Consider the following 25,272-nt stretch of genomic DNA (forward strand, 5'->3'; position numbering starts at 1 on the left):
TGCCGCTGATAACAATAGCCAAGAGTGTTCAGAGGATGTTTATGAGCTCTTTAAATGGTGTAAAGGGATTAGGTTGTTTTTCGTTTAGTGCTTTATTGGGCACCTTGTTGTTAACCAGTAGCGTGGTTCCTTTACCAGTTTATGCTGAGGATGCGTTGTGTGACGCTTCCCAGCCCTCCACCAATGAACTGCCGGTTTTAGATAAATCCTGTCCGATTGGAAATGGGATTTGGAGCAATGACGTTCCTGTGAGCGCAACATCGCTTTATTGGATTCAGTGCGGCATTCTTGATGCCCCCATGGCGCTAGCTCAAGCGAAAACCTTGTACGCCAAAATCACCACCGATGTGTGGATGCTGCCTCAGAAAAATAGCTATCGTTGTCTGATTGGTCCATACAGCGATGCTGAGATCGCCAAGCAAGAGCTTGTTCAAGTCAAAGCCTTATCTGGTTATCGTGATGCTTTTATCCGCCAAGTGGAACGCAACGCTTCTGCCAACACACCTCAACGTACTGCCAAAGTGACGCAGCAAGTTCCCGCAAAAACGGCTAAGCCGCTGGCATCCAAGCCAGTAGCAAAAGCGATTGAGAAGCCGGTAAGGAAAGCTGAGAAGATAACGCCTCTTGCGACCAGCGCTAAGGCTTCATTGAGTGTTCGGTTAAATGCTGAAGTTAATGGACAGCGTTATAGCGTGCCTTATATCGCTAACAGCAGTCATCAGTTCTATATGGAACATGATAAAGCGTGGAACCGCTTGAGTTATCAGTCTGCCATAAAGGTATGCAGTGACCTTGATATGCATTTGGCAAGCAATGAAGACTGGCAAGCCTTGGTAAAATCACAAGTGATGCAGAAAAACCACTGGCCACTGCAAATGCCATATTGGGGAGATGGTCAGAAAGGGCTGTTTACTAATGGCAAAGTATCACCGCTAAAAGGTAATACTTTGCTCAATGTAGTGTGCGTGGGCAAATAACCTTTAAGGCAACAACCAACGAGTCTTGCTGCTGAGTGATAACAACCAACTGGTTGCTAATGCCAAACTGCCGCTGACAATAACCCAAAATGGAATCATATAGATTGGGTGACCTTGATGTAGGCCGAGTTCGTTCATCGGCCACAGGAATAGCGGGTGAAGAATATAAATACCCAAGCTGTATTTACTAATAAAGCTCACCACTTTCTTGGCTCCTGGCCAAAGCTTGTCGGCGTAGGCTTTGCAGACAATAAATATCATGCTGGCTGCTAGGACGGTGTTTAGAGTCTTGTAAGAGAACCAGCGCCCAACATAATAACGACCTTCTTCAATACTTCCTTGAACTACCATATAACTGCTCAGCGCCATTGCGCCGACACCCAGAATAATGGACACAGCAACCACACCTTGGCTTGCTGGCAGTTTTTGATACAGGATATAGCCCAGAGGCAATAAGCCCATATAAAGCCAGAATTGCTCGCTCCAAGGTCCATCAACTCTTAATAAGAACAACAGCGTAGTGAGTAACCAAAGGCCGGTAAATGCGTAAAGTGCGCTGTTATCAAACTTGCGAACGAACACCTGCAAGAACGGGATCGCCACATACAGCGGAATAAAGTAGTAAAAGAATCCAAGATGGTAATAGGTCTGATGGTGATAGCTCTCAGATAAGACTTCTTTAACCGTATTGCCGTTAAAGCCTTCAATGGTCCATCCGGATAAGTAAGCGTAGAAAAGTGACCATGCGATAAATGGAATCAGCACTTTGCCGAGACGACGAGACAGATAATATTTCATATCAAACGGTCGTTTGTCGTTGAGCATGAGAGCGCCGGTTATCAAAATAAACACCGGGACTGCCCAGCGACTGAATCCATTAAAGGTGATAGCGGTAACCCATTCGCCCATAGGGATCTGTCCGAGTTCATGACGGTAAGGGCCTAGCGCATGAATAATGATGACCGCGAGTGCCGCCACACAGCGCATGGCATCGAAGAAAAATATGTGCTTTTTATCCATTAATAACTCCTTACAGTCTTTAGAAACTATAAGAAATATAATCAGGTGCGGGAAGAGTACTTAGATAAAAGTTGTGTAAAAACTGCTCCATACAGAGCAGCTTTTACTGGTTTGATCACGCTGAAGGGCAAACGACTTCACCCCAGAACCAGTTTGTTTGTGTGGGTGACTCCCAAACACCAGGGTTGTTCTTAGCAATAAAACACTTTCCTTGGTAGCTTACGGTATCGCCATTGCTGACAGATGTACTACCCGGAATCCAAGTAACTAGATTAATTTCAGGTGGCGTGGTGGTGCTTCCACCACTATTCCCGTCGCCAGTACCTCCATTGCCGTTATCTGTTGAGGGAAGAGTGTCCACAATCCGCACTTCTGGCCAATTGGCGTGGGAGCCATAAAAGTTGGTGACGCATTTTTCATAGTCACCGGGTACGAGAGCAGAGTAAGCAGTTTGGTAACCGACCAAGTTACATTCAAAAGAGACGCCTTCAGGACGGTCAGCATGATAAGCCCAACTGGCTTCCCAGTTAGTGTAAAGTACATCTGTTGCGCCGTTTAAGTTCAAGCTTCCATAAGGGGTTTGTTGCCAACACGTATTGGTCTCGTCGGCTTCAATGGGAATCTGATAGTGTGCAGCGAGCCCTTCCCAGTAACGAATTCGGTTAACTGGCTGCCCTTTGTTTTTATTCTGCTCCCCACATTCAATACCACCATTGATGATGTTGATGGTGGTACCAAACCCATAGCCAATACCAGCCTCTACTTCTCGCTGAGATGGGACCCAAGTTCTATCAATAACATGCAACATGGCGGGCTTTGGTGCTTGTGGCGTTAAAAAAAACCAGATAGCAGAGGCGAGGTTTAACCACGAGTCAGCCACAAGCGCTGGGTTATCGAGTAACACCGTTGCATCACCATCAAACATCACTTCAGAAAAAGGACCGTAGTTGAAGTGGTAAGAGAGTTGTTTAGCGCCACGACCAAAATAGCCTTGGTTGGCGGCGCAAGGCCAACGTTTGTTTTGCCAATCATTCTGACCACACCCCGTGGTATAGCCTGGCTGTCCTTCGGACCAACCCATTTCGCGCACATGAACCAGTGCTTGCTGCCATTCTTCGAGAGCTAAAGGGTTATCCCAAGAGTTATCCTTGGCGATGTGACCTCCGGTTTCTTGGGCAAAATGGGCGAAGGCGGTCACGATGGAACGCTTACAAATAGCATCGGCATCTCGATTGTCGCTATAGTCACTACAAAACGCTGGAAATTTACCAATAGCCTGTAAAAAGCGCTGATAGGTGTACTCTGGCGCAGCCATATGAGTGAGAAAGTCCCATTCATCACGTGGGAAGACTCGCTCAGCCCGTTTTACGTTACTTGGGTTGGTTGCTAAGCCTGCATCAATCGAATCCACGACAGAGTTTGAGGCTGTCTGCAATGCCTCAGCCCACACTCTGTACATGGGGTTGCTAGTTTTGCTTGCTTCACTATTTTGTATGTCGCTACGGGCAATAATATACCCGGTTGGATTTTGTGGATCAGGGTGCGGGTTTACCGCAAGGGTAGGTAAGCTTAAGCAGGTAGTGCTTGCTGCCATAAGCCATCGAGAGGTTTTCATCTGACGTTCCTTTTCAATATTATTTATCTAGGCTAGATAGATTCACCTGTAGTGAGAAGGCGTTACTTTCTAGCGCAACAAACTATAGAAAAGGCCATGGAAGAGTGATCGTGAAACCCATGAATTTCGTGCTTGATGCTTTCTCTATGCGAGGCATTTCAAACCTTACTTGAGTGGCTAAGGTGAAACTCTCGTTGAAGTGTGCAATGACTCTAAAACAAAAAAGCCCAGCATGAGGTGCTGGGCTTTGAAAATAGAGTGTATGCGTTAGCGCATCGTCACGAATTCCTCGGAACCCGTTGGGTGAATTGCCACGACAGAGTCGAAGTCTGCTTTGGTCGCGCCCATCTTCATCGCAACGCCAAAACCTTGAATCATTTCATCAACAGTAAAGCCGATGCCGTGCAAGCCAACAACCGTCTCTTCTGGGCCAGCACAAACCAGTTTCATCTTACATGGCTGGCGATGCTTGGTTACTGCTGTGTACATAGCAGTGAAGCCAGAGGTGTAGACTTTGATGTTATCTTTGCCGTACTTCTCTTCCGCTTGTTGTGTGGTTAGGCCGATGGTGCCGATAGGTGGATGACTGAATACCACAGTTGGTACTAGGTCGTAGTCCATCTTCGCATCTGGTTTGTTGTTAAATAGGCGCTCAGAAAGCTGACGACCTGCTTTAACGGCAACTGGAGTGAGCTCAATGCCGCCTTCCATGATGTCACCAACACAGTAAATACCATCTACATTCGTGGTTTGGTACTCATCGACTTTGATGTAGCCACGATCGTTGGTTGCCACACCTGTAGCACCAAGATTAATTGCATCTGTCGCTGGGTGACGACCGATTGCCCAAATCAAGGTATCAACATTTTGGCTCTCACCGTTTTCAAGATGTAGCGTTAGGCTACCGTCCGCCTCTTTAACCACTTCTTTAGGCACGGAGTGGGTGTGCAGCGTTGGACCTTCGGTATTCATTACTTCAACCAACGTCTCGATGATCATTGGGTCAAAGCTACGTAGAGGTGATTCTTTACGGCAGAATAGGTGAGTTTCTGTACCTAGTGCGTGTAGTACACCTGCGATTTCTACTGCAATGTAGCCTGCGCCGATAACTGCAACGCGTTTTGGCTGCTCGCTTAGCTCAAAGAAACCATTAGAATCGATGCCGTATTCTGCGCCTGGAATATTTGGAATGGTTGGACGACCACCAACGGCAATAAGGATGTGATCAGCTGTGTAGTGCTCGCCGTTCACTTCGACAGTTTTCGCATCAACAAACTTAGCAAAACCACGAATGACATTAACTTTGTTGTTGCCAAGCACGCGATCGTAAGATTGGTGAATACGGCCAATGTATGCTTGGCGGCTCTCAACCAGTTTGCTCCAATCGAAGCCTTTAACGTCGACATCAAAACCATAGTCTTCTGCGTACAGGTTCATCGCTTCAGCAACTTGTGCACCGTGCCACATGACTTTCTTTGGCACACAGCCAACGTTTACACAGGTACCGCCAAGATCTTGAGCTTCAATCAGCGCGACCTTCGCGCCGTACATTGCCGCACGGTTAGCAGATGCGATACCGCCGCTGCCACCACCAATACAGATATAGTCAAAATGCGTTGCCATTACGTTCTCCGAGAGCTTATTAATTTTATGATTGCTAGTAACAGATACATTGGGGTGAAGAGTAGGGAACTCAATATCATCGCAATGTTTTGTTAAGAATCGCTATCCATACTATAAATCGAGTCTAGCAACTTTCTCCAATGGGAAAAAGCAGAGTTAATTATGAGTAATAACGATTAATGACGAGATAAGAGGGCATTACGCCCTCTATAAAAGTCGCTTAGCCACAACAGCTTGATGTTGAGCAATCTTGTTTAGCCTGTACGTCTTTTCCAGTAGCAAGGTAAGTATTAGTTAGGTAGAAATCAGCAAACCGCGTTTCAAAGTCGCTAGAGACGGTCTTCTCGACCAATCCTGATTCCATGATGTTGCGTTGCCACGCTTGCATTTTTGGCAGTCCGCAGAAAAAATCATAACCTGAATGCGCTTTAACAATCGCAGCGCGATGCAAGAGTGGTAACCACGCCATATCAACATTGCTGAAGGTGTCCGACTTGAAGAACTTGGTGTTGCCAGATAGCTGGTTCTCTGCCTTTTGGAATGCTTTAATCAGCTTTTCCGCACGCTCTTCAAAGGTCTCTTTATCTTTGCTACTCATTGTGCCGCATTGAGCAAGGTAGTGTTTAGAGCCTAAATAGCTCCATGCACGATCGAGTGCGCGCTGCTCGTTACTCACGTCTTGCTCAATCGGACCATATTCATCTTCGATGTATTCAATGATAGCGTCTGATTCAAACAAAGCGGTACCTGATTCAGTGACCATCACTGGCACCTGACCATTGGGTGAGATATCTAGGAACCATTGTGGCTTGTCTTTTAGGCTGATGTATTCAATCTCATAGGGAATGCGTTTTGCTTCCAGTGCAGCAGTGACACGTTGGACAAAAGGACAAATCTTAAAGCTAACAATCTTAATCATCTGGGTTTTCCTCACTAGGCTATTAGGGTGTACTCATTGCACATGGCTTCGGTACTTTCACTAGTAAGACGGGGGAGGTGAGAGAAAGACGAAAATAATTTCAATAAAGTCGAAATATTTTCTGGAGAGCTAAAAATAAGCGCAATTAAGAAAGGCGCAATATTGCTTTAAAACAATTGATTACGCCTTTTCTTGAGATTAGAAGTGTTTCCCAAAAATTATTCTGGGACAATCCACTCCACTTTAAAGTGGCCTGTTGCTGGAGCGATCTTGTCTTTAAGGTACGGCAAAATGGCATTCATTTGCTGCTCTAGCTTCCACGGTGGGTTGATGACAATCATGCCCGAAGCTGTCATTCCGCGTTCGTTAGTATCTGGTGAGACACCAAGTTCGATTTGCAAAATCTTGCGAATACCAAGACCTTCTAAGCCTTCAATCATATCGTCGATATCATAGCGATTGACCACAGGGTACCAAATCGCATAAATACCCGTTGCCCAGCGTTTATAACTTTGGGCAATGGCCGTCACGACATCACGATATTCACGAGCGAGTTCATAAGGTGGATCGATCAAGACCAAACCACGGCGTTCTGCTGGTGGCAAGCTGCCTTTTAAGCGCTTAAAACCGTCTTCTTTAAAGATTTTGACTTGACGGTCACGATGGAATTCTTGCTCAAGTAATGGAAAGTCGCTTGGGTGTAATTCTGTTAATACCATACGGTCTTGAGGACGCAAATGGGCACGCGCCACACGAGGAGAACCTGGGTAATAACGCAGTGTGTCGCTGTTGTTCAGTGTCTCTATCGATTCAATGTAGCTGGCGATATCTTCAGGAATGTCGGCATTTCCCCAAATACGACCGATGCCTTGCTTATATTCACCAGTTTTCTCAGACCATTCGTGGGTAAGGTCATAACGGCCTACGCCCGAATGAGTATCGTGATAAACGAATGGCTTTTCCTTGTTTTTTAGTGAATTAAGGATAAGACTTTGTACTATGTGTTTAACCACATCGGCATGGTTACCCGCGTGAAAACTGTGACGATAGCTCAGCAAAATAAAGACTCTGTTTAACAATAATGGACGGATTATAACCTCTTCTGACGAGAAGCGGCAGAGGAGTTGGTGTTTTGAATCACCGTAATTGAATCTCGAAGGATTGAAATTTCTCTTTCGAGACTACATTTATCTATTAATTACGCTCACTTGCCTTCCAATGAAGTGAGGGAATCCAATAACTAAAAAGGGACGCTGCATGGCAAATCCACTACTGACGTTTACCGACTTACCTCCTTTTTCTCAAATTAAGCCTGAGCATGTGAAACCAGCCGTTGAACAAGCGATTGAGGCATGCCGAGCAAAAATAGATGAAGTGCTTGAAGGTAACACCAACCCAACTTGGGACAATGTCGTTGCGCCAATCGAGCAGATTGATGACAAGCTTAGCCGCTTATGGTCACCTGTGAGCCATATGAACTCAGTGATGAACAGTGATGAATTGCGTGAAGCGTATGAAAGCTGCCTACCAATTCTTTCTGAATACGGCACTTGGGTGGGACAGCACAAGGGGCTGTATGAAGCGTACAAAGCGATCAAAGCCAGTGACGCGTTTAACACGCTTTCCCAAGCGCAACAGAAAACCATCAAAGATTCACTGCGTGATTTTGAGTTGTCTGGCATTGGTCTGCCATCCGATGAGCAGCACCGTTATGGTGAAATCAGCAAACGTATGTCCGAGCTAGGTTCGCAGTTCTCTAATAATGTCCTAGATGCCACCATGGGCTGGACTAAGCACATTACTGATGAGAAAGAGCTAACCGGTATGCCAGAATCGGCACTCGCGGCGGCAAAAGCAGCCGCTGAGGCGAAAGAGTTAGAAGGTTATCTACTGACATTAGATATTCCGTCTTACCTCCCAGTTCTAACCTACTGTGATAACCAAGAGCTACGTAAAGAGCTGTACGAAGCCTACGTGACGCGCGCCTCTGATCGTGGTCCAAATGCGGGTAAATGGGACAACACTGAGATTATTGCTGAGCAACTTAAGCTGCGCCATGAAATTGCCCGCTTGCTTGGCTTTGGTACTTATAGTGAAAAGTCACTGGCGACCAAGATGGCAGAAAGCCCTGCCCAAGTGCTTGGTTTCCTCAATGATCTTGCGACTAAAGCTAAACCTCAAGGTGAGCGTGAAGTAGAAGAGCTACGTCAGTTTGCTGAAAAAGAGTTCGGCGTGACTGAACTAAACCTTTGGGATATTGCTTACTACAGTGAGAAGCAAAAACAGCACCTGTTCCAATTCTCTAATGAGGAGCTGCGTCCTTACTTCCCAGAATCAAAAGTGGTCAGCGGGCTGTTTGAAGTGCTAAACCGCGTCTTCGGGATGCAGATTAAAGAGCGTGAAGGGGTAGACGCTTGGCATGAGTCAGTCCGCTTCTTCGATATTTTTGACAGCACTGACACACTGCGCGGTAGCTTCTATCTTGATCTGTATGCGCGTGAGCACAAACGTGGCGGTGCGTGGATGGATGAGTGTCGTGTACGACGCACCGATCTTGACGGTGAACTGCAAACACCAGTGGCGTATCTAACGTGTAACTTCAATAAGCCAGTCGGCGGTAAACCTGCCATGTTCACTCATGATGAAGTCGTGACTTTGTTCCACGAAACAGGTCATGGTATTCATCATATGTTGACGAAGATTGATACGGGGGCGGTGTCAGGCATTAACGGTGTTCCTTGGGATGCAGTTGAGCTGCCAAGTCAGTTCCTAGAGAACTGGTGCTGGGAAGAAGAGGCACTTGCGTTTATCTCAGGCCACTATGAGACAGGTGAACCGCTACCTAAAGAGATGCTCGACAAAATGCTAGCGGCGAAAAACTTCCAATCTGCGATGTTTATTTTACGTCAGCTTGAGTTTGGTTTGTTCGATTTCACGCTGCACACGGAATACGATCCAGACATCGGTGCACGCGTGCTAGAGACCTTGGCAGAAGTGAAGTCGAAAGTGGCCGTACTTCCAAGTCTTGAATGGAACCGTTTCTCACACAGCTTTGGTCATATCTTTGCGGGAGGTTATAGCGCGGGTTACTACAGCTACTTGTGGGCAGAAGTGTTGTCTTCCGATGCCTATTCACGTTTTGAGGAAGAAGGCATCTTCAATAAAGAAACAGGACAAAGCTTCTTGAATAACATCCTTGAAATGGGTGGCAGTGAAGAACCAATGGAGCTATTTAAGCGCTTCCGTGGTCGTGAACCGGAGATCGATGCTCTATTACGTCATTCTGGCATCAGTGCGTAGTATCTAATTGAAGTAATATTTGGAGCCCTTAATCTTTGATTGAGGGCTTTTTTATTATGTTGAGAAAGCGAATTTTACCGGCTGAGCCAATCGTTAAGTTGGTAGAAAAAACCGTTAAGATGATATATCTCCCCAATTGAATAACTATTGAATAGCGATTAATAACCGATAATTCGTTATCAAAACCCTCCGACCTTCAGCGAGCTCCGTCGTGTAAACAAGTTTCAATATTCGAAAAAACAGAAGTGTTATTTCAGTGAAAATTAGGTGTTATTAAAATCTGCTTACAATGAATAATTAGTTCTAAGCTCTGAATAAAAAACTAGTTTGTTTTAAGTCAAAGAATCGTCCTAGAGTGCATGCAAGCGCACCGAAAGTTAATTACAAGCCTATTTGGTTTCGGGTAATTTATTTTTACTCATCGCTTACGCATTAATTGTTAATAAACATGCAAACAGCGTTGGGATTTTAAAAATTTATATTCAGCGATTGCTTTTTATCGGTTTGCCATTCTACCGGTGTCGACTGAATTTATTCGGAGTATCCCCTATGACTAAAAAGTGGTTCACTGAAACCGTTGAGAATACCCAGCAGATGATGGGTGTAGCGCCAGAGCAAGGTTTGTCTTCACAAGAAGCGGCGGAGCGTCAATCTCAGTACGGTAAAAACGAACTTCAAGAAAAGGCAGGAAAATCTGCGCTTGAACTCTTTGCTCATCAATTTAAAAACCCACTGATCTTCATTCTAGGTGTGGGTGCCATTGTTTCCTATTTCACCGGACACTTAGTGGATGCTATCGCGATTACCGCGATCATCTTTATCAATGCGCTGATCGCATTCTGGCAAGAATTCAAAGCTCAGAAAGGGATGGAAGCGCTGCGCCAAATGGCCGCACCGTCTGCACAAGTGAAGCGTGATGGCGAATGGATTGATATTCCAGCTAGTGACATCGTACCTGGTGATATCTTAAAAATCAGCACAGGTGACATCCTAGCGGCTGACGTTCGTATCTTAGAAGCTAATCGTCTATCTATCGACGAAGCGGCGCTGACTGGTGAATCTGAGCCGGTAGATAAAACGGCTAAAGTGATTGACGACGAAACGGTAGGTCTTGGGGACCAGTTAAACATGGGCTTTATGACTACCATGGTTACGTCGGGCACGGGTCTAGGTTTAGTTGTGGCGACAGGTATGCAGACCGAAGTAGGTCACATTGCCGACCTGATGGCGAACACTGAAGAAACTAAGACACCAATGCAAGAGCGTATGGATACCATCGCCAAGACTTTGATGCTAGTTGCGCTTGGCGTAGTAGCAGTAGTGTGTGCGATTGGTCTTTATTATGGCATGCCTTGGCTAGAGATCTTAAATACAGGTATCTCACTGTCGGTAGCCGCTATTCCTGAAGGCCTTCCTACGGTAATCACTATTGTTCTGACCATGGGTTCTACTCGTATGGTGAAGAATAATGCTCTGGCTAAGCAGTTGGCGGCGATAGAGACTTTAGGTTCTACCACAGTTATCTGTTCAGATAAAACAGGTACGCTCACTCAAAACCAAATGCAGGTAATGAAGGCGTATGATGCGAGCGGTCGTTACTGGGAAGTAAGTGGTAAAGGCTTCAGTCCTGAAGGTCAATTTAAGCCGCTATCGCATAGCACAGATGCAAAGCAAAGCCCAGAGATGATGAAAGGGCTAGTGGTTGCAACATTATGTAATGACTCTGAATACATCATGGATGGCGACAAGTCGACGGTTCGTGGTAATCCAACAGAGGGCGCCCTGATTGTGGCGGCGGCGAAGGCGGGTCTTAACCAATCTGAGATGCTGACTTCAGGCGGCTATTCAATTGTTGAGAAGTTCCCATTCGACTCTTCTCGTAAGATGGCATCAGTGATTGTCAAAGATCCAGAGGGTAACCATTTCCTAGCGATTAAAGGTGCACCAGATGTGATTCTTCGCAATGCTGCAGGCTTTATGGTTGATGGTATGCCAGTAGACCACACACCAACCGCGACAGACGGCAACTTAGCGCTAGCGGCAAGCCCGAGCGAAGAGATTGTGGCGAACTATGAAGCGGCGATTGAGAACTTTGCTCAAGATGCACTACGTACGCTAGCGGTTGGCTATAAAGCGTTAACTGAAGCTGACCTTGAGCGTGACCATAGCGAGCTTGAGAAAGGCATTACTGTGCTTGGTCTATACGGCATCATGGATCCACCGCGTCCTGAAGTACGCGATGCCATTGAAAGCTGCTACCAAGCAGGGGTAAGAACGGTAATGATCACTGGTGACCACGCGCTAACTGCCGCGGCGATTGCTCGTGATATCGGTATCATCCGTAGTGAGAAAGACTTGGTTGTGACGGGTGCAGAGCTCGATGAGATGGATGATGATAAGCTTCGTCAAATCTGTCCAGATGTTGCGGTATTTGCCCGTGTAACGCCAGAGCATAAGCTGCGTATCGTTCAGGCTCAGCAGTTCAACAACGAAGTGGCTGCAATGACAGGTGATGGTGTGAATGATGCACCAGCATTGCGCCGCGCAGACATTGGCGTTGCCATGGGTATTACTGGTACGTCGGTTGCAAAAGACTCAGGTGACCTTATCTTACTGGATGATAACTTCAGCACTATCGTGAAAGCGGTACGCCAAGGTCGTCAAATCTTCGATAACCTTCGTAAGTTCATCCGTCAGGCTCTAACAGCGAACGTTGGTGAAGTATCGGTAATTCTGTTCGCATTCTTAATGATGGGCCCAGAAGCTATTTTGCCGCTAACACCACTGATGATTCTATGGATCAACTTGGTATCGGACGGTCTACCAGCACTAGCGCTAGGTGTTGAGCCAGAAGAGAAAGATCTGATGGAGCGTAAGCCTCGCAAACGTAACGAGAGCTTCTTCAGTGACCACCTAGGTACTCGTATCCTGACTCGTGGTCTGGCATTAGGTGGCATGAGCTACATGGCGTTTAACTGGGCACTGACGAACGGTTTCTCAGCGAACTACGCACAGACAATGGCATTTGCGATGCTGGTGTTTGCTCAGCTTTGGCACCTATTTGACTCACGTACCTTTACGTCGCTATACCGCAGAAACCCATTCACCAACCCGTACCTACTAGGTGCAGTAGCGGTGTCAGCGATTCTATCGCTAGGGGTTATCTATACCGGTCTAGGTCAGCTAATCTTCAACACGGAAGCACTAGCAGCAGGTCACTTATTCGGTGTCATTATGGCAGCATCACTACCGACGCTGGTTATGTCTGCAGTGAAAGAAGCAACGAAGACTAAGTGGGTTTAATCCTTCACTTGGGATAGTAAAAAGGCGCTCTAAAGAGCGCCTTTTTTTGGGTTGGTGGGGCTTTGGAGTAGATCCCTGCCTGCGCAGGGGGACGGACTTAAAAGTATATTTCCTCAAAATGTTCCGTCATTCCGCTAGCTTCGCAGGAATCTAAATACGGCGCACACAACCCTTAAGGATTCACATTGCGACTAATCGGGTTCTGCAACGAGATCAACGTCTCCGTCGATTGTACTTCTTCAATCGCTTGCAGTTTATCGATTAACACGTGCTGCAACTCCTCAATTGAGCGACACATCAGCTTCACGAAGATGTTATATGCCCCTGTGGTGTAGTAGGCTTCAACCACTTCATCCAAGGCATTTAGTTTCTCTAGTGCAGAATGGTAGTCACGCGCAGCGTAAAGGTTAATACCGATAAAACAGCACACGTCGTAGCCGAGTTTTTTGGTATTCACGACCACTTCGGTACCTTCGATAATTCCAGCGGCTTTCATCTTTTCAATGCGCACATGGATAGTGGCAGGGCTGACATCGAATTGCTTCGCCATCTCTGCATAGGGGCGACGGGCATCTTCCATCAGTGTTTTTAGGATCGCTTTGTCGAGGTCATCAAGTCCATTAGTGGCATGCATATCGAGTCCTAGGTTATGGTCGTATTGATGGGGCTAAAGCTTATCACTATTTCCATCTGGTCGTCTTTGTGCGGATCACGGTTATTGGTCACCGTTGCGACTTGAGGTAAACTTGCGCGCTATACCTTAGCCTTATTCGGAGCCTATCTTGCAAATCCAACTTATCTGCGAACATGAGCCACGCCAACAACAGCTACTGGATCTTGCCAGTCGTTGGGGCTTAACGGCGTGCCAATCGTCTGAGTTCGCTCTGGTTTTAACTGAAGAAAGGCTAGAACTACGCAAGTTGGATGAGCCTAAACTAGGCGCTATCTTTGTTGATCTTGCTGGTGGTGCGGTGGCTCATCGTCGTAAGTTTGGAGGTGGCAAGGGACAGGCTATTGCTAAAGCGGCAGGGTTAAATAAAGGTGTGACCCCCACCGTTCTTGATGGAACAGCAGGTCTGGGCCGCGATGCTTTTGTACTAGCTTCTCTGGGCTGTAAAGTACAAATGGTAGAAAGACACCCGGTAGTGGCCGCTTTACTTGATGACGGTCTTTCACGTGCCAAGCAGGACGAAGAAATCGGAGAGTGGGTCAGCGAGCGAATGTCTCTGTTGCACGCATCAAGCTTGGAAGCTTTGGATTCCCTCGCCGATGACAGCCAGTTTGAACGCCCCGATGTCGTTTACCTTGACCCGATGTACCCGCATCCAGAAAACAAGAAAAAATCTGCTCTGGTAAAAAAAGAGATGCGAGTTTTCCAGTCTTTGGTCGGCGCTGATACAGATGCCGATGGGTTACTGGAGCCAGCTCTGAAGCTTGCGACTAAGCGGGTTGTGGTGAAACGTCCTGATTACGCCAATTGGCTGGATGAGAAAAAACCGACAATGGCGATTGAAACCAAAAAAAACCGTTTTGATGTTTATGTCAACGCATCAATGAGTTAACGCTCTTCATTTGTTTATTTGAGTAATTTGCTCGTTGTAACTGGAGCAAGTTACTTGAAACTGCCCGCATTAGACGTTATATCTAACTAAGAATCATTCCTGTTTTCGTTGTCTGGGTGTTGGAGAGTGGTATGAGTAAGCGTCTGTGTAAGTTAAATCGTCGTGATATTAGCGACAACCTCGGTGAAATACACCGATTAGTCACTGAGCCTAAATACCTATGCCGCTCCTGTTCCCGATCTTCTGTGGACAAATCAACGCTGTGCAAGCCTGCCGCGATTCCTCCTGCCTCTTGTCAAAATAAGCCAGTTCACGAGCAACAGCAATGTGGTGTTCTTGCTGAAGCTTTACCTCAAGTTCGCCCTGTTAAGTTGGAGAAGACCTCAGAGAAAAAAGTCAGCAATACCTCAGTGTTAGAGGCGAATTTGATTGATTCAGAGATGATGGAAGTGGTGGATAAAAAAGCGGTAAAACGCGCCAAGAAAGCGCTCAAGGCACAGAAAAAAGCTCAGAAGAAATTGCTGAAAGTACTTAAGAAGAGCCAAAAGCTCGCTCGCAAACAGAGTAAGTTGGAACAGAAGTATCAGCTCGCGGCCAATTTGGTTGAGAAACAGGTTGTTAAAGTGCAGCCAGAACAGCTGCACTAGTTTTCTCTAGGTGGAAGTCCTAAGCGTTATTGAACTGGGCTTCCGCTCTCGGTTTCACCCACAGTTCGTTGACCACTAACGACAGCAGAATGATTCCGCCTCCAATCGACAGTTTTACTAAATCCACATCGCGATTCCAAATCACAATATTGACGATAAGCCCGGCAGGAACCAATAAGTTATTCATCACAGCCAGCGCCCCTGCGTTGACCAGACACGCCCCTCTGTTCCAAATGAAATACCCCAAGCCCGATGCAATTACACCCAAGTAAATTAGCACGCCCCATTGCAGGCTGGTGGTCGGCATCTTGTCAAAACTGCCAAACAGCGCAAAGGCGATCGTTGCTACGATGGTTGCTCCAAAGTAGAAGTAACCAAACACGCTATGCTGTGGCAGTTCAACGTCTGCTTGCTCCATCACATATTTATAACCAACCTGTCCAATAGCAAAACAGAGGTTGGCTCCCTGTACCACGAGAAAGCCCGTGATGAAGTTGTCATTGATACCCGCAAACTTGATAAAGGCAGCGCCAGCCACCGCAATCGCGGCAGTGATAAAATACCAAGGAGAAAAGCGTCCTTTTAGGAAGTCATAGAAAAGTGTTACGTAAATGGGAGTAAAAACAGTGAACAGCAACACTTCAGGTACGGATAGCAATAAGAAGGACTGATAGTAGAAGCAATACATCAAGCCTAGTTGGATACCACCAATGGCCATCAGCTTGGCTTTTAAGGCACCTGGCACTTGTCTAAAGTTAGTAAAAGGCAAAAAGACTAATGCGGCTAACACCACACGCATTAGAACTGAGAACCACGAATCCACCTGACCCGCTAGATAGACCCCGATTAGGCTAAAGGAAAAAGCCCAAAGCAGAGTGACAGAATAAAGATAACCCATTGCTTAAACATGCTGTTAATGTGAACGATGGAGCTATTGTAACATCTTTGTGAATCAATACAGATCGGATCAAAAAAGGCTCCTTTCGAAGCCTTTTACTGCAAGTTAGTCCTTAATCGGAACCACTAACATATCGACAGGTGAGGTATTGATAAGTTGGCGAGTCGAAGACAGGATTTTGCTCCAGAAATCTTGGTGATGACCACATACCACAAGGTCGACATTGTATTCACTAATGGTATCGCGCAGCTCATTACTCAAATCACCACTACCTACTAATGAATGCTTAATTGGGTAGCCTGCGTATTCTGCAAAATCTCTTAATTGAGTCATTGAGGCTTCCATCGCCTGATGTTGCGTCTCTGCCATGTTTAAATCAATCAGCCCGGTGTACAGCTCAGCATAATTGACATCAATATGGATAAATGAAACCTCTGCATCCAGTGGCTTCGCGAGAGAGACCGCCTTGTCTATGAGCATTTTGCTTTCTTCTGAGAGATCTAATGCGACCATAATATGTTTATAACTCATAACGCACTCCTCCTGACGTTAGTACTATGGAAAACATAGCATTTTCCTCCTTAAAATTATGTTGATGTGATCTCAAATCGTTATCCAAAGTACAAATTACAGGCGGTCATTCGTGATCCTGTGAAGAGATATCACGTTTGAACAGAGAGCCTGTTTTGCGCCATGTAGCGATGGAAAAGTGGAGTCCATAAAGTTAATTCTCAGCAACAAGACAATAAATTGTGAGCAAAGTCGCCAAAGTTTTCTAGAATCAAAAGTAGCGATTGAGTATCCAGCAGGTTGTGAGTTTGGGTTTGAGATCAGAGACTCCTCAATAAGTTATGTTATAGTGGCGTTAACTTTTGAAATAAAATTAGGAGTCTAGAATGCTTTCTCCAGCAATGGTTCAGCATCTGAATGAGCAAATTAACCTCGAATTCTTCTCATCCAATCTATACTTACAAATGAGTGCTTGGTGTGAAGACAAAGGTTTTGAAGGCGCGGCGCTATTTCTTCGTAAACACGCTGACGAAGAAATGCAGCACATGCACAGACTGTTTACTTATGTGAGTGAGACTGGTGCGTTACCGATTTTAGGTAGCATTGAAGCTCCAAGACATGATTTCGAAAGTCTAGGCGATGTGTTCCGTGAAACTTACAAGCATGAGCAGATGATTACTGAAAGAATCAACAAGCTTGCTCATGTGGCGTTCACCGCTCAGGACTACTCAACGTTTAACTTTCTTCAGTGGTATGTTGCGGAGCAACATGAAGAAGAAAAATTGTTTAAAGGGATCTTAGATAAGCTAGAACTCGTAGGTGAGAATGGTCAGGCGCTATTCTTTATCGACAAAGATTTAGCAGTGTTAGCAAAAGAGGGTTCTTCTTCCATTATGGACGCCCCAGCTGAGTAATCTCAGCGTCTAAAAGTCGACTGTTCGTCTTTTTCTCTTGGGTGTCTAGGAAGATGTAGGGAGGAAAAGATGATCAGTGGAGACACTATTCTATTAGCATTGATGCTCATTACCTCAGTCAATATGGCGAGGTATCTGACAGCACTACGCGCACTTATATTCATCATGCGTGAAGCGCATCCGTTGCTCTATCAGCAAGTGGATGGACGAGGCTTCTTTACGGCGCACGGCAATATGTCGAAGCAAGTGAGACTGTATCACTATCTCAAAACTAAAGAATACCTCCACCACCACGATCCAGTGTTTACCGGAAAGTGCGACAGAGTGCGTGAGCTGTTTGTACTTTGCTGTGCGCTTATTGGTGTCACCTTGTTTGCTGGATTTTTGCTTTAACGACAAAGCATTACGGCACCTTTTATAAGGTGTGGTTGAGGTAACACAAGGACAAGGCATTGTCGCAAACCGGGCTAATGGCTCCGGGGAGTTGGCTTTATTTAATGAAGTCGCTAAAATAGCGCCAAATTGTCGAAAGGATGTGCAATCAGCACATCCTTTTTTTATTGAAATTCTTGTCGGAACGTCGTGATGAGTCAAAAAGTAGATGTGGTTGTTATTGGTGCTGGTGCTGCAGGTTTAATGTGTGCAGCAGAAGCGGGAAAACGTGGGCGTAGTGTGCTCGTGCTTGATCACGCCAAAAAACCAGGTCGAAAAATTCTTATCTCTGGTGGTGGTAAATGTAATTTCACCAACTACGACGTTTCTGCCAGTAACTATCTGTGTAGCAATCCACACTTTGTGAAATCGGCCCTGTCTCAGTATACCAACTGGGATTTTATTGCCATGGTGAGCAAATACGGCATTGAGTTTGAAGAGCGCGATCACGGCCAACTGTTCTGTTTAGAGTCGGCAAAAGATATCGTCAAGATGCTGCTGTCAGAATGTGAAACACCGAATATTCGCTTCGGCTATCAAGCCGACGTACACAGTATTGAGAAGACGGAGTCCGGTTTCTCTTTGCACGCTGATACTGATGTTATCGAATGTGAATCATTGGTTGTCGCTACTGGTGGGTTATCGATGCCTAAACTGGGGGCAACCCCGTTTGGTTATAAGATTGCTGAGCAGTTTGGTCTCGAAGTAAAACCTACAACTGCGGGTTTAGTGCCATTTACTCTGCACAAGGAAGACAAAGAGGATTTTGCGGAGCTATCGGGTATTGCGGTACCTGCGGAGATTACCGCTAATGACGGCACTTTGTTTAAAGAAGCCTTGCTGTTTACTCACCGTGGTCTGTCTGGACCGTCAGTGCTACAGATTTCTTCTTTCTGGAAGCCGGGTCAAAGTGTGTCGGTTAACCTAGTTCCAGAAGCGGATATTGATGAACTGCTTGCTCGTTCGTTGGAAAAGCATCCAAATCAAAGCTTGAAGAATACTCTGGCACGTGTGCTTCCTAAACGTTTAGTGGAAGTGCTTATTGAGCGCAAAGTATTTGCAGACAAACCATTGAAGCAGTACCACGCCAAAGAGTTGGTGGCAATTCGCGAAGCATTAGAGCACTGGAAAATCGCACCGAATGGTACTGAAGGGTATCGAACGGCTGAGGTGACGCTTGGCGGTGTGAATACCGATCATCTTTCTTCTAAAACGATGGAATGCAAATCGATCCAAGGCTTGTTCTTTATTGGCGAAGTCATGGACGTCACAGGCTGGCTTGGAGGCTACAACTTCCAGTGGTGCTGGTCTTCCGGTTTTGTTGCTGGTCAGCACGTTTAATTAGCCAACCTTATTCAGCATTCTCTCTCGTTGGGCTTCTACACATTTGGAGAAGCCCATCGTGTACTAACTCTCATCTTCAACTCTCTTTATCCTATCTAAAAATGTGATGCACTTAAAAGACCTTACTTTTAAAGAGGTAATTGGAGAAAATAATTCTCCAATTTTGGTTTTTGATAGTAAATAAGGTAAAAAAAATCTCTAACAAAGCTCGTATAGTGTACCTATTCGCTTAAAAGCATATCAGCCTGAAACGCTTGTTGAACGGGTTGAGATTCATAATTTTCGGTCTTGGAATTCTGAGGCTTGGTGAGTATAGGTGTATTTATGAGAACTGAACTTTGGGATGGTTTTACCCGCTTAATTAAAAAAGAAGTCGTACCTGCATTGGGTTGTACTGAGCCAGTATCGGTTGCACTAGCGAGTGCGATTGCCGCTCAAAAGCTTGCTGGAGATATCCAGATGATCTCGGTCCATGTTTCTCCTAACTTAATGAAAAATGGTATGGGTGTTGGTGTTCCAGGTACTGGAATGGTTGGGTTGTCGATCGCGGCCGCTATCGGTGCCGTGGCTGGTGAGCCAGAGGCTGGGCTTGAAGTTCTCAAAAATATTACGCCAGAAGATGTGACTCAAGCGAAATCATTGCAAAGTGCAGTGACGGTCGAAGTGGCCGACGTGCTCAACATTATTTATGCCAAAGTAGTGGTCAGTGATGGTGAACATCGTGTCGCTGTGACCATTGCAGACAGTCATACTAATGTAGTGTCTATTGAAGAGGATGGTTTAACCACTTACATCAATACACAAGAGCAAGAGGCAGAAACAGCTTCTGAGCCAACAGAAAGTCCAATGAAAGATGCTTGTGCACAGGACATTTTTGATTTTGCTCTGAATGCGCCGTTAGAAAGCATCAGCTTTATTGAGCAAGCCTATCAGCTAAACAATGACCTATCCCATGAAGGGTTAAGCCAAGACTATGGTTTGCAAGTTGGCGCTACATTTAAGCGTAATGTTGACAAAGGTTTGCTTGCTAAAAGTTTGATGACGGACGTACTTTGTCGAACTTCGGCTGCGTCGGATGCTCGTATGGATGGTGCGATGAAGCCAGCGATGAGTAATTCGGGTTCGGGAAATCAAGGTATTTCCGCAACAATGCCTGTTGTGGTAGTAGCTGAGCATGTGCATGCTGACCGAGAAACCATGATTCGAGCGCTGATGTTATCCCATCTAATGGCAGTCTATATTAAGAGCTATCAACATAAGTTGTCGGCACTATGCGGAGCGACAACCGCTTCGATGGGAGCTGCGGCCGGAATGACATGGCTTCTCGGTGGTAACTTCAAGCAAATTAGCGATGCGATATGCAGTATGATTGGTGACGTGGCAGGCATGATTTGCGATGGTGCGAAAACCAGTTGCGCTATGAAGGTCTCATCCTCTGCTGGTGCTGCTTTTAAGGCGACATTGATGGCGTTGGATGGTATTCGCGTAACAGGAAACGAAGGCATTGTCTCAGAAAATGTGGATGAGTCTATTCGCAATCTTTCTAGTCTTGCAAATGGTGCGATGACTCAGACTGATGTTCAAATTCTAGAGATCATGGTGAACAAATAACGCTCTTTGGTGCCCAAATTGCTCTATGCGTTGATACGTAAAAATAAGCTAAATTGAATACAATAAAAGGCCAATGTTTCATTGGCCTTTTTGCTTTTCTTGTAGGGTTGTTTTCTTCAACCTAAAACCACCTTCTTTCCTCTCTTTATGGAACGTATATTCGTGCGTAATAGCATGTTAGTAATATTCGTCATTAACGTTATTTTCTGTGTAATTGTTGAATTTATATTGCAAAGAGATATCTATAAGTAGCGTTTAGAATAAATTTCATAAAAGGGTTTATTATTCTTATTTGAAATAAAAGACTTTTTATATATTGTGATTTATTATTAGTGCGGATATAAAATAAGAGAAAATTGGCTCGGTTATTTATTCTTGGTTATTTTATTTCTTATTGTGTGATCTTGTTCAACTTGAAGGATGTATTAGTTAACGTTTTTATTGTTGTTAAATATTGTGCTATGTCACAAATATGCATTGATTAAAGTTTGATTTTATTGATTGTAATCAAAGTGAGAAATTGTTTTTGTGCGGTGTCTCAATGAGTAGAATTATATTCTAATTATCTATTTTAATTTAAGAAAAGGAAAAAAAATTTCTCATATTGTTAATGTACTCTCTAAAAATCATCTGAGTTCCACTTAGAAAATAACAAAAAAATAGAACAATAATTAATTCCAAAACGGAGACGTACAATGACACAGATTAGTGATGGCATCGAGCTAAGAGAGCAAGAAACGCCTTACGAAAAAGCAGGGATGTCGCTGCAAGAATGGCAAAAAGCCATTAAATTCGATAGCGTAGATATTGGTTGGATTGTGATGAGTATCGGTATGGCTATTGGTGCTGGTATCGTATTTCTTCCGGTTCAAGTCGGGGTAATGGGACTTTGGGTTTTCTTACTCTCTTCGGTTATTGGTTACCCTGCCATGTACTTATTCCAGAAGCTGTTCATTAATACATTGGCTGAATCAAAAGAATGTACTGACTATCCGGGAGTCATTACTGGCTATTTAGGCAAGAACTGGGGTATGGCTTTAGGTGCATTATATTTCATCATGCTAGTTATCTGGGTGTTAGTTTATTCCCTAGCAGTGACTAATGACAGTGCATCATACCTGCATTCATTTGGAGTGACAGAAACGAAGTTAAGCGATAATGTTTTTTATGGATTAGCACTTATTTGTGTGCTTTCTTTTATCGGCTCTAAAGGTGAAAAGCTGTTGTTTAAACTGTCTGGATTTATGGCAGTAACGGTCCTCTCACTGGTTGCACTAATGGGTGTGCTTTTGGTTGCAAGATGGGATTTTAATAATATTCCAGCGGTGGGCAATATAGGCCCTATGATTAAAAATGCCATTATTACTCTACCATTTACGCTGACCTCAATTTTATTCATCCAGTCTCTTAGCCCGATGGTGATTTCTTATCGCTCTCACGAGAAGTCTATCGAAGTTGCGCGTTATAAAGCGACCCGTGCGATGAAGATTGCCTTTGCGATTCTCTTTGTTATCGTATTCTTCTTTGCTGTTTCCTTTACGTTTGCTATCAGCCAAGACCAAGCGGCTGATGCAATGAACCAAAACATTTCTGCGTTAGCGATTATTGCTAAATACTTCCCAGGCAGCTGGGCGACCATTGCTGGTATCGTAATCAATATCTTTGCTGTTGTGACGTCTTTCTTCGGCGTATTCTTGGCATTCAAGGAAGCGTGTACTGGTTTGGCTATGAATGTGATTCTACGTAAATACGATGAGTCTCAAGTAGATGCTAAATTGATCAGCAAGTTGGTTACTGTTTTCATTATTTTACTTGCTTGGGGTGCTATCGCCATCAATGCTCCAATCCTATCATTTACTTCGATTTGTAGCCCTGTGTTTGGTTTGGTTGGCTGTTTGATTCCAGCGTACTTGGTGTATCAAGTCCCGCACTTAGCGAAGTATAAAGGCATGGCGACCAATATGATTATCGTAACGGGTATCCTGCTTTGTATCTCTCCGTTCTTAGCGTTCTTGTAATCAAATACATAATTATACGCTAGCCTAAAAAAACGCCGAGCATTGAGCTCGGCGTTGCTGTTTTTACATTATCCATTTCCACCAAATGAATAAGGCGAGGAAACCGAACAAATAGATTAAGCCTAGAATGGACAGTGCTTTTAGCTTACTGCCCATTTGGAGAGCTGTCGGTAGCTCCGTTTTAGAGACAAGAATGTAGTTCAAAAGAGCAAAAATAGGCGTCGTCACAAAGGCCATGATCATCGCAAAGTTGAGCATTGGCATTAGCGCTTGAGCAAAGAAGGCGATGATAGAGATCGCGACAATAGAAACCACGATGACCCAGGCTTGATAAGTCTTCGGATTCTCTTCCGTTTGATTTTGCAGTAGACGTTGTGACTCCGCGATTGCGCGTGAATAACCGTCGATCACCGTGATAGTACTACCAAAGATACAGAAGAAGGCGATGACCGCAATTAGATAACGAGACCATTCACCGATGGTCGAAGCATACATGCTCACCAATTGATGGGAAAATCCTACGCCTGATGCTGAAAGCTCTGTACCAGAACCATGAATTACCAAAGCACCTAAGGCGACAAAAACAATCGCCAATACTGCTGTACCAATATAACCGACGTTGAAATCAAACAGAGCAGACTCAGCAGTTACTTTTTGTTTCTTACACTGACTCTTGAGCCACATAGATGTGATGCTAGAAATCTCAATTGGAGCAGGCATCCAACCCATGGTAACCACAATGAAGCCAATGGCGGCAATCGTCCAAGGAGAAGGGGATTGATAATCTGCCGGAGCTACACTGCCGTTAGAAGCGGCGATAACGACAGCTGTAACCGTCGCAACGGTGAGTGTTGCCATGATGGCTTTTGACAGCCCATCCAATGCCCTGTAGTGCCCTGCAAACAAAATTGCTACACAAGTCACTAAGACCACGCCACATAGAGCTAACGAAGGTAGTTCAAAAGGTAGGAAATAACCAAGTAGGCTGGCACTGAATAGTAGAAGCGCTGCGGTGTTTACCACTGCAGAAATAACATTGAGAATCGTGAAGACCCAAAGGTAGCCGCGACCAAGTCCCGCGTAGCCTTGAATAAGGCTATCACCAGTACCTACGGTATATTGAACACCTGCTCGGAAGAATGGGTATTTAAATAGGTTTACGAGCAGAATGAGTGCAGCTAATTGCCAACCATAAATAGCACCTGCTTTGGTTGAAGCGACGAGATGTGAACCGCCAACGGCGGCGGCAGCCATCATAATGCCGGGGCCAAGTGAACGAATTAATTGAGAGATGCCGGGACGAGCGGCACTGGATGAAGGAATGGAGTTATCCATAAAGCATTTCCTTTGTCATTATTATCCGTAGAGGGAGTGTTGGGCTGTATCTAAATATTTACACTTTGATTATTAATTTATTTAGTGCGCTTACATTTCTACAGGTTTTTTAGAGTGATGCAATGCCAAAAAGGCCATGTCATTTTCCAATTTGGAGTTAATGATTGTTTTGGTGGTTTTTTTTGGAGTTTTGTGCTGATAAAGAGAAGGGCGGAAAAGGTTCGTTTTTGAGATCTAGGTAAAAAAAGTATGAAAAAAACGGCTGATGATGCAGTAAACCAAACGTTTAAAACGCTTGGTTTACTGCAGTTGATAAGCGGAGTGAAGTTATGCTTTGCGTTTGATTTGCTGAACAACTAGTCCTATAACAATCAGTACTAAGCCAACTAACGTGGATGGATGTATTTCTTCGCCGATAACATATGCTAGCAACATCAAAGAAATAAACGGTGATGCAAATATAAGGTTACTAATACGAGCGGTGTTCTGTGTTAGTTTCAGCGCACTTAGCCATAAGACAAAGGTTATGCCCATCTCAAATAGACCCACATAAGACACTGCCAGCCAACCTTTGATGCTGATGGTTGACCACGCTGCGCCTTCATAAAGTGCGACGGCAAAGGCAAACGGTAGTGCGACTAAAAAACCGAGTAACACACCAACAACAGGGTCGGCGGTATTGCGAGTATTTAAGATCCAATAACCCGCCCAAAGTAGAGTAGAAAGCAGGGCTAAACCGACGCCAGCAGGACTATCGAACTGTAATCCCAGTACATCGCCTTTAGTGGCGATAACCACAACACCTAAATAGCCCAACGCACATGCAAACCAGTCTTGAGGGCGAATTTTCTGCTTTAGAAAAACCGCGGCCATTAAGGTCAAGGTAATGGCCCAACTGTAGTTGATGGGCTGAGCCTGCGAAGCCGGTAGCAAGTCGTAAGCTTTGAATAAAATTAGGTAATACGCTAGCGGGTTAATCAAACCAAGTAGCAGATAATAAAATGGGTTTGAGACAAAGGTGGTCTTTACTTGCGACAAGGTACCTTGAAATGCGCAGACTGCGACTAAGGCGAGGGTAGAGGCGAATGAGGCGGCTGCGACCATTTGAGCTGGTGTGAATTCAGCTAAAGTTAATTTAAATGCCGTCGCAACTGTTGACCACAGGAGGACAGCGGACAATCCGAAGATGATTGCCTTGCGTTCGTTATGCATGAAAGTGAGTCTGGGTGAATAGGTTAGAATGT

The 25,272-nt window shown here is 45.0% G+C and carries 20 protein-coding genes; 10 read left to right on the plus strand and 10 right to left on the minus strand.

From position 1 onward, the window contains the following. The first annotated feature begins 41 nt into the window (after positions 1-41). A complete protein-coding gene (locus VME0621_RS23955) occupies positions 42-977 on the plus strand; it encodes an SPOR domain-containing protein (RefSeq protein WP_065311748.1) in 936 nt (311 codons plus the stop codon). A gap of 3 nt (positions 978-980) precedes the next feature. Here VME0621_RS23955 and VME0621_RS23960 read toward each other — a convergent pair whose 3' ends face one another. The 5 genes from VME0621_RS23960 to VME0621_RS23980 form a co-directional block, all read right to left on the minus strand. Then, on the minus strand, positions 981-1,997 hold the full coding sequence (locus tag VME0621_RS23960) for an acyltransferase (protein WP_062462643.1): 1,017 nt from the start codon (positions 1,995-1,997) through the stop codon (positions 981-983). A 115-nt stretch (positions 1,998-2,112) separates the two neighbouring features. Continuing rightward, the gene (locus VME0621_RS23965; protein ID WP_062462640.1) at positions 2,113-3,612 is read right to left on the minus strand and encodes a chitinase; all 1,500 of its coding nucleotides are present in this window, start codon (positions 3,610-3,612) and stop codon (positions 2,113-2,115) included. 267 nt (positions 3,613-3,879) lie between these two features. Next, positions 3,880-5,235: a glutathione-disulfide reductase gene (gorA, locus tag VME0621_RS23970; protein ID WP_006072074.1), complete on the minus strand. Its 1,356-nt coding sequence runs from the start codon at positions 5,233-5,235 to the stop codon at positions 3,880-3,882. 220 nt (positions 5,236-5,455) lie between these two features. Further along, the gene (locus tag VME0621_RS23975) at positions 5,456-6,154 is read right to left on the minus strand and encodes a glutathione S-transferase family protein (RefSeq protein ID WP_038228662.1); all 699 of its coding nucleotides are present in this window, start codon (positions 6,152-6,154) and stop codon (positions 5,456-5,458) included. A gap of 218 nt (positions 6,155-6,372) precedes the next feature. Continuing rightward, positions 6,373-7,212, minus strand: a complete 840-nt coding sequence (locus VME0621_RS23980; RefSeq protein ID WP_006072078.1) for a 23S rRNA (adenine(2030)-N(6))-methyltransferase RlmJ — start codon at positions 7,210-7,212, stop codon at positions 6,373-6,375. Between the two features lie 199 nt (positions 7,213-7,411). Here VME0621_RS23980 and prlC point away from each other — a divergent pair, with 199 nt between their 5' ends. Together prlC and VME0621_RS23990 are read left to right on the plus strand one after the other, a co-directional pair. After that, the gene (gene prlC, locus VME0621_RS23985; protein ID WP_062462637.1) at positions 7,412-9,454 is read left to right on the plus strand and encodes an oligopeptidase A; all 2,043 of its coding nucleotides are present in this window, start codon (positions 7,412-7,414) and stop codon (positions 9,452-9,454) included. A 549-nt stretch (positions 9,455-10,003) separates the two neighbouring features. Then, positions 10,004-12,757: a cation-translocating P-type ATPase gene (locus VME0621_RS23990; RefSeq protein ID WP_062462634.1), complete on the plus strand. Its 2,754-nt coding sequence runs from the start codon at positions 10,004-10,006 to the stop codon at positions 12,755-12,757. Positions 12,758-12,929: 172 nt separating this feature from the next. On the opposite strand, the gene asnC is transcribed toward VME0621_RS23990, so the two are convergent. Then, the gene (gene asnC / locus VME0621_RS23995) at positions 12,930-13,391 is read right to left on the minus strand and encodes a transcriptional regulator AsnC (protein WP_006072083.1); all 462 of its coding nucleotides are present in this window, start codon (positions 13,389-13,391) and stop codon (positions 12,930-12,932) included. A 148-nt stretch (positions 13,392-13,539) separates the two neighbouring features. On the opposite strand from asnC, the gene VME0621_RS24000 reads away from it, so the two are divergent. Together VME0621_RS24000 and VME0621_RS24005 are read left to right on the plus strand one after the other, a co-directional pair. Beyond that, the gene (locus VME0621_RS24000; RefSeq protein WP_062462631.1) at positions 13,540-14,319 is read left to right on the plus strand and encodes a class I SAM-dependent methyltransferase; all 780 of its coding nucleotides are present in this window, start codon (positions 13,540-13,542) and stop codon (positions 14,317-14,319) included. A 131-nt stretch (positions 14,320-14,450) separates the two neighbouring features. Further along, entirely contained in the window at positions 14,451-14,966 is a 516-nt protein-coding gene (locus VME0621_RS24005) for a hypothetical protein (RefSeq protein WP_062462628.1), read from the plus strand. A gap of 19 nt (positions 14,967-14,985) precedes the next feature. On the opposite strand, the gene VME0621_RS24010 is transcribed toward VME0621_RS24005, so the two are convergent. Then, the gene (locus tag VME0621_RS24010; RefSeq protein WP_038228668.1) at positions 14,986-15,864 is read right to left on the minus strand and encodes a carboxylate/amino acid/amine transporter; all 879 of its coding nucleotides are present in this window, start codon (positions 15,862-15,864) and stop codon (positions 14,986-14,988) included. A 105-nt stretch (positions 15,865-15,969) separates the two neighbouring features. Then, positions 15,970-16,395 carry a universal stress protein UspA gene (uspA, locus tag VME0621_RS24015; protein WP_038228670.1) on the minus strand — a complete coding sequence of 142 codons (426 nt, stop codon included), beginning with the start codon at positions 16,393-16,395 and terminating at the stop codon, positions 15,970-15,972. Positions 16,396-16,760: 365 nt separating this feature from the next. Between uspA and ftnA the strand changes: the two genes are divergently transcribed. The 5 genes from ftnA (at position 16,761) to VME0621_RS24040 (ending at position 22,693) form a co-directional block, all read left to right on the plus strand. After that, the gene (gene ftnA, locus VME0621_RS24020) at positions 16,761-17,288 is read left to right on the plus strand and encodes a non-heme ferritin (RefSeq protein ID WP_006072091.1); all 528 of its coding nucleotides are present in this window, start codon (positions 16,761-16,763) and stop codon (positions 17,286-17,288) included. A 69-nt stretch (positions 17,289-17,357) separates the two neighbouring features. Next, on the plus strand, positions 17,358-17,681 hold the full coding sequence (gene uspB, locus VME0621_RS24025; protein ID WP_006072092.1) for a universal stress protein UspB: 324 nt from the start codon (positions 17,358-17,360) through the stop codon (positions 17,679-17,681). A 192-nt stretch (positions 17,682-17,873) separates the two neighbouring features. Beyond that, positions 17,874-19,061 (plus strand): BaiN/RdsA family NAD(P)/FAD-dependent oxidoreductase, encoded by a 1,188-nt coding sequence (locus VME0621_RS24030; RefSeq protein ID WP_062462625.1) that lies wholly within the window; start codon positions 17,874-17,876, stop codon positions 19,059-19,061. A 327-nt stretch (positions 19,062-19,388) separates the two neighbouring features. Next, positions 19,389-20,675 carry an L-cysteine desulfidase family protein gene (locus VME0621_RS24035; RefSeq protein WP_006072096.1) on the plus strand — a complete coding sequence of 429 codons (1,287 nt, stop codon included), beginning with the start codon at positions 19,389-19,391 and terminating at the stop codon, positions 20,673-20,675. 695 nt (positions 20,676-21,370) lie between these two features. Beyond that, entirely contained in the window at positions 21,371-22,693 is a 1,323-nt protein-coding gene (locus tag VME0621_RS24040; RefSeq protein WP_062462621.1) for an SLC5/6 family protein, read from the plus strand. Between the two features lie 63 nt (positions 22,694-22,756). Here the strand turns inward: VME0621_RS24040 and VME0621_RS24045 are convergent, their stop codons facing one another. Together VME0621_RS24045 and VME0621_RS24050 are read right to left on the minus strand one after the other, a co-directional pair. After that, complete coding sequence (locus tag VME0621_RS24045; RefSeq protein WP_038228678.1) at positions 22,757-24,028, minus strand: NRAMP family divalent metal transporter; 1,272 nt, start codon at positions 24,026-24,028, stop codon at positions 22,757-22,759. A 327-nt stretch (positions 24,029-24,355) separates the two neighbouring features. Next, positions 24,356-25,240, minus strand: coding sequence for a DMT family transporter (locus VME0621_RS24050; protein WP_006072101.1), 885 nt, complete (start codon positions 25,238-25,240; stop codon positions 24,356-24,358). Positions 25,241-25,272: the final 32 nt, after the last annotated feature.

Source organism: Vibrio mediterranei (assembly GCF_900088415.1).
Classification (GTDB): Bacteria; Pseudomonadota; Gammaproteobacteria; order Enterobacterales; family Vibrionaceae; genus Vibrio; species Vibrio mediterranei.